This window comes from Pedobacter indicus (assembly GCF_003449035.1).
Lineage (GTDB): Bacteria > Bacteroidota > Bacteroidia > Sphingobacteriales > Sphingobacteriaceae > Albibacterium > Albibacterium indicum.
Genome location: NZ_QRGB01000001.1, coordinates 1,447,853 through 1,460,909 on the forward strand (window position 1 = coordinate 1,447,853; position 13,057 = coordinate 1,460,909).

4 protein-coding genes are annotated in these 13,057 nt (G+C 40.3%); 2 read left to right on the forward strand and 2 right to left on the reverse strand.

Features of this window, described 5'->3' with window-relative positions; translation table 11 throughout:
- Positions 1-173: 173 nt before the first annotated feature.
- Positions 174-2,486 (reverse strand): translocation and assembly module lipoprotein TamL, encoded by a 2,313-nt coding sequence (gene tamL, locus D3P12_RS06565; RefSeq protein ID WP_118194231.1) that lies wholly within the window; start codon positions 2,484-2,486, stop codon positions 174-176.
- Positions 2,476-7,608, reverse strand: a complete 5,133-nt coding sequence (locus tag D3P12_RS06570) for a translocation/assembly module TamB domain-containing protein (protein ID WP_118194232.1) — start codon at positions 7,606-7,608, stop codon at positions 2,476-2,478. The genes tamL and D3P12_RS06570 overlap by 11 nt, the downstream gene beginning before the upstream one ends.
- A 162-nt stretch (positions 7,609-7,770) precedes the next feature.
- Here D3P12_RS06570 and D3P12_RS06575 point away from each other — a divergent pair, with 162 nt between their 5' ends.
- Positions 7,771-9,369: a mucoidy inhibitor MuiA family protein gene (locus D3P12_RS06575; RefSeq protein ID WP_118194233.1), complete on the forward strand. Its 1,599-nt coding sequence runs from the start codon at positions 7,771-7,773 to the stop codon at positions 9,367-9,369.
- 38 nt (positions 9,370-9,407) lie between these two features.
- A complete protein-coding gene (dnaE, locus tag D3P12_RS06580; protein WP_118194234.1) occupies positions 9,408-13,037 on the forward strand; it encodes a DNA polymerase III subunit alpha in 3,630 nt (1,209 codons plus the stop codon).
- Positions 13,038-13,057: the final 20 nt, after the last annotated feature.

Genomic DNA, 13,057 nt, shown 5'->3' on the forward strand with positions numbered 1-13,057 from the left:
ATTATTTATCCCATTTCCTCTTAAGACTTTGTTCGGATCCAGCGATGATTTTTCGCCAGTTTATTTGCTAATGTAACCCTGTTTTCGTCGATTTGAACGAGAAGAATAGGGAATTAATAGATAATTAATTGGTAAATACCCTTTACAAGTTTTCACCCAGATTTAGTAAATAGCTAAAACGGATATCCAATTGCGAGATTGAATATAATATTGTCTTTTCGCCATTGTTTATCACCGAAATCAATGCGGTCAATCACCCAACGCTCGCCTTGCGGCAAATAAGGGATTCTTATGGGGATAGCGATATCTGTTCTTAAGACCAAGAAAGTGAGATCAAAGCGTAAGCCGAGCCCAGCACCGACAGCCATTTCTTTTAAGAAGTCTTTGCTGATTGCAGCTCCTGGTTTGTTTTCATCTTCATTTAGCAACCAGATATTACCTGCATCAACAAACGCTGCACCATGAATAATACTTACCAACTTTCGGCGATATTCTAAATTGACCTCCATTTTAATATCTCCCGTCATATCAGGTATAAAGTTATATTCGCCAAATGGTTCTGGTTCGTAAGACCCCGGTCCTAATGCACGGGCTCTAAAGGCTCTTATACCATTTGGTCCACCACTAAAAAATTGTTTGATATAGGGCATCTGGTTGGAGTTTCCATATGCATAACCGAAGCCTAACATCGCGCGCGCCGCGATTTCAGATTTTGATCCCAGTTTTGTGTAATTCCGGAAGTCCAGGTCAGTTTTAATATATTGAGAAATAGGTGCATTCAGAAAACTGTATGTGTCCCCTTCATCGTAATTTGCACCTTTTATCAACCCGATAATATTGCCTGATAAATCCAGTCCGCCACGAAAATACATTGTATTTTTCCTGTTTTGTTCCATTGTGTTCGTATATGTAAACACATAGTTAGGCCCTATAATGAACTGCTTGTCAATGGCGTGCCGCAAGTTAGGGTTTCTTTGTAGCTCGAGTTCGTATTCCGGCGTGATATTCGACGAACGAACATAAGCTACCTCAAGTAAGTCCAGCTCATGCTCTTTTTGACTACTCTCTCGCCACGAATAGCCGAAGCCAAAGGTCATCGAGTTGAGTCGATATGCATTCCGACGGTTTAAAAACTCATAACCCGTACGGATCGTCGTATGAGGGACAAAACGCTTGGTGGGTGTCCACTTAAAAGGGGCAATGATTTGCGGGAAGGTAAGACTAGCTTCAGCACCATAGCGATAAAAGCTAGAGTTTAGATTTACGTTACCTCCAGTTTGAAGCTCATAACCGCCAAAAACTGAAAGACGGAAAAGTTCCGCTCCTTTAAAGGCGCTTCTGTGTTGCCAAGAAAGCGTAGCTTCCGAACCGTTATAAACTGAAGCCGTTTTGCCCAGAATTTCGAAATGCATGGACTTGGTCGGTTGCGGCGTGAGATAATAATAGACATCCAGCAAATTGCTGTCTGCTGAATCTACCGGAACAAAGTTGTTCTTGACAAATTTAAAGGTTCCAAGCCCTACTAGTTGTGAAATTGTTCGCGTGTGTTTAGCCCTCGTGTATAAATCTCCCTTCTGAAAAGACATGGGTCTCGCAATAGCACGTCGTCTATAGGTCTTGAACGGATCAATAATATAATAATCGCCATATCTTGTACTATCTGAGGGTATACCCAGTTGATATGTTCCTTGTTGCAGGTTATAGTCCGGGAAAATATAAATATTATTGATATAATACGGATGGAGACCTTGGTCAGGAGCCTCTGGTTTGACTGTGACAAATAAATCGACTTGATGATCACCAACAGTGCTATCCACTTCCACAAGCAAGTAATCGGGGTTAAAGTAATAATACCCTCTTGCTTTAAGTTCATTGTCAATCCTTGTTCGTTCGTTAACGATAACGTCAAAGTTGTAGGGGTTCCCGGGCTTCAGCAGAGATCCATCTTTCGTTTCATCAATAATTTTTCCGAAATCAGTGCTGTCTAGCTCAAAGACAACATCTTTTATTTTATAGTTATCATGTGGTGTAGCGAAATAAGATACCGTTGCTTTTCTGTTCTTAATTGTCGTATCCGAACTAACCTCTGCATTGAAGAACCCTAAGTTTTCCAATCTGTTTCTTAGCAAGTCCTCATTATGCGGTCTGTTTACATCGCTTAAAAGTACCGGAGGTTCACCGACTTTATATTTCAGCCAACCTTTAATGCCCTTTTCGGTGGTAGTTGAATCTCCTGCCAAATTATAGAAATACAGTTTTGGACGAAGACCGAGAATACTTGAATTTGGCTGTGGTCTCAGGTAGCTTTCCAGATTTGACTCCAACGGTTCAATATATTTCTCTGGAAAAGAGGTGTCAGGTTTAAGTTCTACCCGACCTTTCACATAAAGATTTTCTCCTTCTTTGAGATATTTAATATTACTGCAAGAGCTAGCAACAAAAAACATTACGATAGGTATCCAAACATATAAAGATCTAATTCTCATTCTCTGCTCCTTTCGCTCTGAATTGTATGACGTTGGTACTGTCGTTAGGTTGAGTGGATCGTCTTCTTTGCTGAGGTGCTGATTTCATTAATTCAATATTCTTTTTCTCTTGTTCTTCTTTTAGGTGTCTTTGTAACTTCTCAGCATTCATAAATAACTCAACAAACTTATCGTAGTCCATGTTGATATTAAAGCCAATCCCTGTTTCGATAACCTGCCCTTGTAGTGTTACTTCATACTGGTTTTTGCGGAATGCGCGGAGAAAGTATCTTCCGTCTCGCGATAGTTGATATTCAAGGGCGATATCGCCTGCAATATTTGTCGGTTGACGACCTGGTTGTCCTCCTTCTATTTCGAAATTAGACCCTACAGTTACCTTGAGTCTATCATTCAATAGCCGCTTGGAAACACCGACATTCAAGTCTGTACGATTTTGTTGAGTGCCGGTACTATAATCGTCTGTAGATTGAAGGTCGAAGTTCAATTCAACCCCGGCGATTAAGTCGCCAGCTAGATTGTTTAGCTGAGCACTTAAAAGTTCACTGACCGAATTACGTGCCATCGATTCGACACTACCTCCGGCTGCACTTGAGAATGGATTTTCGGCGACAAATCGACCTAAAATAATGAGAGCAAAAACTTGTTTATTCAATTCTGATTCATCTTCTCGTATTTGTGATAGACGGGTTTCCACTAAACTGGTCACATCTTGCGAGACACCGGTGTTCTCATCCTGCAAGTCGATACCGAATGAGATTTCGGGTTTCATCATTTCTCCAGTTATAAATAACTCGACTTCAAATGGGATTTTTTGTTTATAATAATTACTATTTCGTCCAGCAAGCTGGTTCTCTAAAAGATCGATCGGGGCTGCATCAATATCATAACCGGCTGTAATATTCAAATCAGCCGCCATCGGTTCGCCGTTCCATACAATTGTACTTCCCTGCTTAAAATCAAATTTCCTCTTTATCATATTGAATGAAAGATTGTAGTGCCCTTCCTCTACCTCATAAGTGCCAGCTAGGGACATGTTCCCTCCGGGACTGATACCTGCGTTAAGTTGAGCCTCTCCTTTAATAAACAGAGCATCGCCTGTTCCGGGATCGATAACCACATTAAATTCCGCATCTCGGTCAACTCCAATATTAAGGGAAACATCCATTCCAGTAACCGTTTGCGGGGTTTCTGCTATTTGCTGGTTAAACAAATCGTAGCTGCTCGTATCACTCCGATCAACAAATTTTACGACACCTTCTCGTTCTGCCAGTCCCGGTTCAGAGTCTGGTACTACAATAGTCATTTTTGTTTTATCATTGACATTAAGAGAACCATTCACTTCTGGACTTTCCATCGATCCGGTTATACGGAGATCGCTATCAATGAAAAGGGTTCCATAGAACAAGTCATTGTCAACTTGGGATGAATTTAAAACCTGGAAATCGGATGCTTTAAGAGCTAGATTGAAGTTAAAATCGGTATAGGTTGATGTTCCAACAATACCGTTAATTGTTGCCGTATTACCAACACTGTCAGCAATAGAAAAATCTCTGAACGCTATCCCTCGGTCGTTAAAATGGATGGCATCGTTATCGAAATAGAACTGAGCGTTTAACATGGACACATTAAGTTGTGCATTATTAAATAGTAAGCTCCCGTTTAAGCGAGGCGCGTCCGGAGAACCTGTAATATCTAATTTTCCGTTCAAATAACCATCAGCGCGACGTAGACTTCCAAAAGAAAAGGCTTCCAACGTAGACATGTTAAGCCTGTTGACGTTTAAATCAAAGTCCATCGTAGAAGATGCTTCAGGGGGACTGACATAGTCGCCATTTAGATTGACATCATTTCCATTACCGGTAATGGAAATGTTAGCGGCAAAAGTATTCTCTCGCTGATTGTCAACTTGAATATTAATATCTCCTACCGTATCCGTACCAAAATAAAAATCATTGACAGTCAGATCAGAAACAAAAACTGGTGAACTTTCAAAACGATCTACTGTAGCATCCCCATTAATGGCACCACCTAACTTAAGCGTCTCGCTTTCGATAAACTTGGTGAAAGTTTCTATCCTAAAGTTCGAGAAAACGGCATCAATCGGTGCGTTTCGGCTAGAGTCCCTTGATTGCAGCTGTAAGCTCTGTCCACTGTTTTCCAATACGAAATCATTGGCATGTATACCTAGTTCTCCAAACCTGATGGCGTTCCCTTCTTGTATATTCCACTGGTCATAGTTTAGGATAAGTCCATCCGGTTTCAATCTGAACAAAAAGTCGTTGTTCTCAGCTTGCAATTCTGCTCCAATATGATACTGATTAACATTTTCCGTATCACGAATCCAAAGGCCAGTATTCACAATGCTATTATTCACATCACCACTGATGAGGGTGTTAATTAGATTGATGTTGGATACGTTCACTTCGCCTATTACGCCAGCATAATATAGCGTGCTATCTGCTGTGTTTATGTCAAAGCTAACGTTATCTACAAGCGTACTATCGTATAGGATGTGAGGAGCGCCAATACGAGCGTTTAATGATTTGTTTTCACTTGCAAAATTACCAAAAAGCGTAATTGGCTCCATCTCACTCAACGCAGGAGCTATCTTAATAATAAGCGGTGAACGAATTAATTCTGCGTTGAACTCGAAAGTTTGTGGATCATAAGATGTTGTATCGACTACATTCGTCGGATTGTAATAGGTTTCCACTACATCTTTGATCGCTGTTCCTATCTGCGTCAGTTTATAGTCGCCATAGACCATCGCGTTCATAAATTCAGCTTCCAGGTTTAGTAGTTTCAAGGAGTCCGTTGCTTCCGAATGTAACTTAATACTATCTAGCGCATAGCGTTCACCGTTGTATAAAAGAAGAGAGTTTACTACATTGATATCTCCGTTAAGGTAGTCTGGGTCGGCTGTCGGCAAGTCAACCTCCATGCGACCATGATAGCGAATATCATCAGCTACCAAATTCAAGTTTTTCAAATTCAGGCTATCAACGCTTAGGTTCACCAGCAATTGAGGGTATTGTTCAGTCCAGGTGGCTTGCGCATTCATATTAACAGCGATGTTAGGATCAGTACTCAACATATTAGCCAAAATATTTCCTCTGTCTGCCTGAAAATCCAACTTGATATCATGATAGGGATAGCCCATTATCTCGGCATTAACAAGCGTTGCACTTCCCTTTGCAACCATCGTTTTTGGATCGAGACCTGTTCCTTCAACATCGGCTAAGAAAGTAATTGCCCCAAAAGTTGTGTCGTTTTTCAGAAAGCTACCAACATCCAGGTTTTGAATTTGAACTTTTGCACTATAGCTAGTGTCTCGCGCTGCACTATAATTAGCAAGTAAGTCTGCGTTACCCACGGAAGTGTTCAAATCTAAATTTGTTCTGAAGTTATTCATTCCTCCACGAAATGAACCGGCTAATTTGATGGAATTCGGTATTTCTATATCAGGAGGCAATAAGCTTTTTGCAATAAGACGAGTTAAGTCTCGGTTGCTACTCTGGATTGTTTTAATTTTTAAATCTGCGAACAATCGCTCCGGTTCCATTGCATTGCGGACAGAACCAGAAATGTTTACATAGGTGTCGTCTAGCGTACTTGCGATAAATCTTCTGATGGTTAGATCTGCTAAAGAGCCGTTAAGGTCTGCTTCAAGGTTGAAGGTGCGATCAAGAAGCGGCTGCATCACCTCCATTGTGTCCAGTGTAGGAACCAACAGAACAACATCTTTCATGCCGAGGTGACTATCATCAACCAATACAGTTAGGTCGATTAACCCCGGGTTTTCACTGATTGCATCGAGAGATGGATAGTTCAGCGTAACTCCACTTTCTAGTTGGGTATTCGGTGTCTCTAGAATAAAATCTTCCAATAAGACCCCTGTGTTAGTATAGGAAAATTTACTTTCCAGTTTATTGATTTGTAAACCACTCGTATCTCTAAATGTGAACTTTTGTAGATCGCCAGAAATTGAATCCATCGAGAAATATAGCTCATTAAGGTCGATGTTAAGATTGGAGATGTTCATATGTGCATAATCCAGACCTTTACGGAGCTTTGGCGACTTATTATCATCATATGCTATGTTTGTGTTTTTGAAGTTGATGTCATCAACATTCACAATCCAATTCATTGAAGTCTCATCTGTTGATGACGTGTCACGTTCCGGGGTACTAGGTGGTGTTGCTGAGGCAGAAGCCATTGCTAATGCCCCTTCGGTATCTTCTAATAAAAGCTTCTTAATATCTATTTTTTCGTTTCTTAGATCAAGGCTGTTAAAATCCACAAGTAAATTTGCAAATTTCAGTTTTGCATCCATTGCCGTTGCTTCATCGGCGTATGAAACATCAATGTTTTTAAGCGACACTTCGCCGAGCTTTACATCTGGCAATGCAGCATCTTCACCTGCAACAACCTCAACACCTAGGTCATCCGTAGCGGGCACGGAAGAGGCTTCTGCAACTTCAGACTGAATAACAACTGTACGAATCCCGTCAATCGTTATTTTCGGGATTTCAAAAAACATCTTTTCAAGGTCAAAAGTTTTTATTCGCGTGTCTAGGTGACCCAAATAGAAATCAGCGTCTGTTCCGATAATCTCATCTTTATAGCGTAATTGAATACGATCTAAGTTGATCCGGTCGATGGAAAATTCCATTGCTGCCGCCGTGTCAGTTGATTCTTCTTGAACCTCCTCTGAAACGAAAGCACGGATAATATAATCGAAGTTAAAAGCGCTATCAGGCAATGTTCGGTCAATATTAGCTGTAATGCCCTTGAGGTTCAGCTCATTGATTTCTACTTTATTATTCAGTAATTTTAAGAGACTTATATCAACAGAGAGACTTTCGCCGGCAAGCAGAGTATCTTGCTTTTGATCTTCAAAATAAACACCTTCTAAAACTAGGAGCTTCGGTAGTTTTAATGAAACTCTTTTTAATTCAACTGGCGTATCTATTTTAGTCTCTATATAAGATACCACTTTTTGAACAGCGAAGTTCTGTACGGCGGGGATATTAAGTAAAATATAGAGAAGGACAATTAAACCAATAATAAGCCCCAGCAACCATAAAACAATTCGTAAAGAAATTCTTAAATATTTATTCAACCTAGATCAGTAAAAGTAAAACGTTGTAAAACTAACCAATTCCAGTTAAAATAGTTTTAAAATACGCAAATTTGCCAATACATTATCATGTTAGAAATAAACTTTCTATAGAAAAATCAGTCTATATCTTATTAATGTATTTTAGATAATAAAATAAAAAATATGAAACTCCCGACTTTCTTATCTGTATTTCTACTTTTCCACCAATTAATACAACCGATTTTTGCACAAAATATTATCGAGGCTGATGCGTCTTTACGAGAGGCAATCGTATACGCACAAGGCGCTGAACTGAGGCACGATGTGAAAAATGTGCAGGTTCCGGCCGGCAATTCTGAGATAGTGATCAATCGCGTTGCTAAAAATATTCAACCACAAAGTATTCGGGTTTCAAGTAATAGTTCCGAGGTATCCGTTCTATCCGTTTCATTCGAACGGGATTATTTACATACAGGTAACAACAAAAGCTCCCTATATCTGGAGATTAAGAAAAAGTATGATGAGGAAAATGCGCTGTATAACGACATCGTCAATCAACGGAAAAGTGAGGAAAGTACACTTGCGCTCTTAGAGGCCAATAAAAATGTAGGTGGTCAAAATGGTGTGACACCAACCGAAATTGCTAATATGATCAAATATTACCGTCAACAGTATAAAGAAATATCAGACCGTATTGTCAGTATAAAGTCCAAAGAAGAGAAACAAAAAGAAGTTGTCGATAAGTTGAAGCAGCAGTTGGATGAGTCGGGTGGAGGTGACCAAGATGCCGGTCAGTTAGTTTTAAGGATCAATGCACCGCAGTCCTCAAACGATTCTTTTCATATTGAATACTTTACGAATAATGTTTCTTGGTCGCCTTTTTATGAAATACGAGTAGACGACATACAAAATCCGCTGCAGCTGCTTTACAAGGCAAACATTGTGCAAACTACGGGAATCGACTGGAAGCAGGTTCGTCTGACTTTTGCAGGTGGTAACCCCCAACAAAACAACAATGTTCCAGAACTGAGTCCATGGCGCTTAAGCTTCAGTAGTCCAAGGATTATTTCCACTCCAAAACGGATGGCTGCACAGCGCCTTGGAGCTGATAGTGAAAACATACAACAAGTTGCTGCAGCGGCTCCTGCGGATATGGCAGTTGTTCAAGATAATCAACTGAACTCAAGCTTTGTTGTCGAAATACCCTATGACGTATATTCAAATGGGCAAGCCCAATCAATTCAACTGCAAAGTCATTTGCTAAATGCAAAATATTCATACACAACGGTACCAAAATATAGCCCGAATGCTTATCTGACAGGGAAAATAATAGATTGGAACGCCTTAAACCTACTTCCTGGCGAGGCAAACCTGATTGTTGAAAATAATTATGCCGGTACATCTTATATAAACCCTCGCTCGACAGATGACACACTGACATTGAGTTTAGGTAAAGACGAACGTATAGTAGCGGAACGTAAGAGGATAGATGAAGAAGGTAGCCGGTCTTTGTTGGGCAATTCACAATCCCGAGAATTTACATATGAAATATCCGTTCGGAACTCAAGAAAGGAAGCCGCTGATATTGAAGTGAAAGAGCAATATCCGTTATCCAATGAAAAAGAAATAGAGGTGAAACTGAATGAAATTTCTGATGCGCAAAACAATCCGGAAAGAGGGGAGCTCACTTGGAATTTACAATTGAAACCGGGCGAAACTAAGAAGTTGATACTGAGCTATACTGTGAAATATCCGAAGGGTAAGACCCCGGTTGGATTGTAAATTCGTTATATTTGGGATTTTAAAGATATTCCAAAAATATGCCGAGTTTCTCTCACTTACACGTTCATACTCAATTTTCGCTTTTAGACGGTGCCGCTGAAATCGGCCGTATGTTTAAAAAAGCTTCGAACGATGGTATGAAAGCCATGGCAATTACGGACCATGGTAATATGTTTGGCGTTTTTAAATTCGTAGCTGAAGCGGCCAAACATAATGTAAAACCCATTGTAGGTTGTGAATTTTACGTCGTCGAAGATCGCCATGTCAAACAGTTTACAAAAGAAAAAAAAGACAAACGATACCATCAACTTATGTTGGCCAAGAACCCACAGGGGTATCGTAATCTGGTAAAACTTTGCTCTCTTGGATACATCGAAGGAGTTTATAGTAAGTGGCCGCGAATTGATAAAGAACTTATTCTAAAATACCATGAAGGTTTGATTGCTACCACCTGTTGTCTGGGAGCAGTTGTGCCACAATATATCCTGAACAAATCAGAGGAGGAAGCGGAAGAAGAATTTAAATGGTGGTTAGATCTTTTTGGCGAAGATTTTTATATTGAACTACAACGTCACAATCTTCCAGAGCAGGAGAAAGTTAATGCCGTCCTGTTAAAGTTCGCCAAGAAATATCAGGTAAAAGTGATTTGTTCGAACGATTCACATTACGTTGATCAAGAAGACTCTAATGCGCACGATATCTTACTTTGTGTGAATACAGGCGATCTACAAAGTACGCCGATCGCTACAGATGAAGAAGGCGGGAAGGGCTATCGCTTCGGCTTCCCGAACGATCAGTTTTTCTTTAAAACCCAGGCTGAAATGGCGAGCTTGTTTCACGATATCCCTGAAGCATTAGACAATACCAATGAGATTGTCGATAAGGTTGAAACCCTTCAGCTAAAAAGAGATATCATGCTCCCAAACTTTCCACTTCCTGATGAGTTTAAAGTCCATACGGGGCCTGAAGCGGATAAGGAGAATCAGTGGGAGTACTTAAAACATCTTACATATCTGGGTGCAAAAGAACGCTATCGGGATATTACGCCCGAAGTGCAAGAACGTGTTGATTTTGAGCTCTTCACGATAAAAACAATGGGTTTTGCCGGCTACTTTCTTATCGTTGCTGATTTCATTAAAGCAGGGAGGGATTTAGGGGTTTTCATAGGACCTGGCAGAGGTTCCGCAGCCGGATCAGTTGTTGCCTATTGCATAGGAATAACTAATATCGACCCCATTAAATATAATTTGCTTTTTGAGCGTTTTCTGAATCCGGATAGAAAGTCGATGCCTGATATTGATACTGACTTTGATGATGAAGGACGGCAAAAGGTAATAGATTATGTGGTTGACAAATATGGGAAGAATCAGGTCGCACAGATTATCACTTACGGCTCCATGGCTGCAAAGAGTAGTATTAAAGATGTCGCCCGCGTACTTGATCTCCCCTTATCTGAGTCTAATTTTCTGGCTAAGCTTGTTCCCGATAGACCAGGGACAAACCTCAATAATGTTGTCTTATCGCCTATTGATGACATTAAGAAAAATTACGGACAGGATATCGATAATATTCAGAAACTACGGGACTTCTATTCGAAGCCGGATGAGGTCAACGGCAAGGTTCTTAAAGAAGCTCTGATCTTAGAAGGTTCTGTGCGGAACGTAGGCATCCATGCAGCGGGGATTATTATCGCACCGGAGGATCTGACGAATATTATCCCTGTGTCAACTTCGAAAGAATCGAGCCTCTTCGTGACTCAATACGACGGAAGAGTGATTGAGGATGCAGGCGTAATCAAAATGGATTTCCTTGGGTTGAAGACGCTAACGATTATTAAGGGTGCTTTAGAGTTAATTAAGGAAAACCATAACGTCGATATTTCAATCGATGAAATCCCGCTTGATGACTTAGCGACCTTTGAACTGTACCAGCGTGGAGATACAAATGGTACTTTTCAGTTCGAGAGTGACGGGATGCAGAAATACTTGAAAGAACTGAAGCCAGATAAGTTTGAAGACCTTATAGCGATGAACGCATTGTACCGACCGGGGCCGATGGATTATATACCGAGCTATATCAACCGTAAACACGGTCGGGAGGAGGTCAGTTATGACCTACCCGATATGGAGGAATACCTCTCAGACACTTACGGTATCACAGTCTACCAAGAGCAGGTCATGCTCCTATCACAAAAGTTGGCAGATTTTTCTAAAGGTGATGCAGATGTTCTGCGGAAAGCGATGGGTAAAAAAGACCGGAAAACACTTGATAAGCTGAAACCTCAGTTTATTGAAAATGCAAAAAAGAAGGGCCACAAAGAAAAAGTACTGGAGAAAATATGGACTGATTGGGAAGCATTTGCATCGTATGCGTTCAATAAATCTCACTCTACCTGTTATGCATTTGTTGCTTATCAGACGGCTTATTTAAAAGCACACTATCCTTCAGAGTATATGGCGGCCGTTCTGAACAACCAGCATAATATTGAGAAGATATCCTTTTTTATGGAAGAATGTCGTAAGATGGGCATAATGGTTCTCGGCCCCGATGTAAATGAGTCAGATCTGCGTTTTTCTGTCAACAAAAAGGGCGAAATACGATTCGGACTTTCAGGTGTCAAGGGTGTGGGCGATAAGGCGGTAGAAAGCATCATCAGTGAGCGCAAAGAAAATGGTCTTTACGCAGATATATATGATTTCGCACGAAGGATGAACTCTAGAACGGTAAATAAAAAGGTTTATGAGAATTTGGTATATAGTGGGGCGTTCGACTGTTTTCATTTAAATCGAGCCCAATACTTTCATGTCGTTCCTGGTACGAGTCAAACCGGAATTGATCGTTTAGTGAAATATACAGTGGATCATCAAAATAATGCGAGCAGTGCTGCGATGTCTCTCTTTGGAGGAACCAGCGATGCCGACATTCCCGAGCCAACTTTAGCAGAATGTGCAGAATGGGATCTTATACTTCGGTTACGACATGAGAAAGACGTTATTGGGATCTTCCTTACGGGTCACCCGCTAGATAATTACAGCGTAGAAATGAAATATTTCTGTAAGAACACTGTGAAGGATCTTCTGTTACTCGATCAGGTTAAATCGGCCGATCAAGATCCTGATGTGCTCGCCAAATTCAAGAGTTTAGCAAATAAAGAAATGCTGATCGGGGGGCTAGTATCATCAGTAAATCATCGGACGACGAAAACAGGCAGGCCTTTTGGAATCTTTGTTTTTGAAGACTTTACAGATTCTTATGAGATTGCCGTATTTGGTGAAGAATATATAAAATTTAAAGGATTTTTAAATGAAGGATATTTTCTTCAACTGCGTGCGGCCTTTAAACCTAGATTCAGGCAAGAAAACAATTGGGAAGTCAAAATCTTAAATATTCAGTTATTGGATGAGCTAAGGGATAAACTCGCCAAACGAGTGACTATTCAATTGTCACTAAATGAAATATCGCCGGCATTTATGTCTGGTCTAAAGGAAATCGTAGAAAGGAATGCTGAGAGTGAGGGGCAAAAGAATTGCGAGCTCCGTTTTAAAATAATGGATTATGATAATGAAATCCGATTGGATATGCCATCCAAAAATATCAGGATTAATCCAGATAATGAATTTATTGAAAGCTTAAAAGGAATAAACATAACAGACTTTTGGTTAAACTAATGTCAGATTAACACAAATCA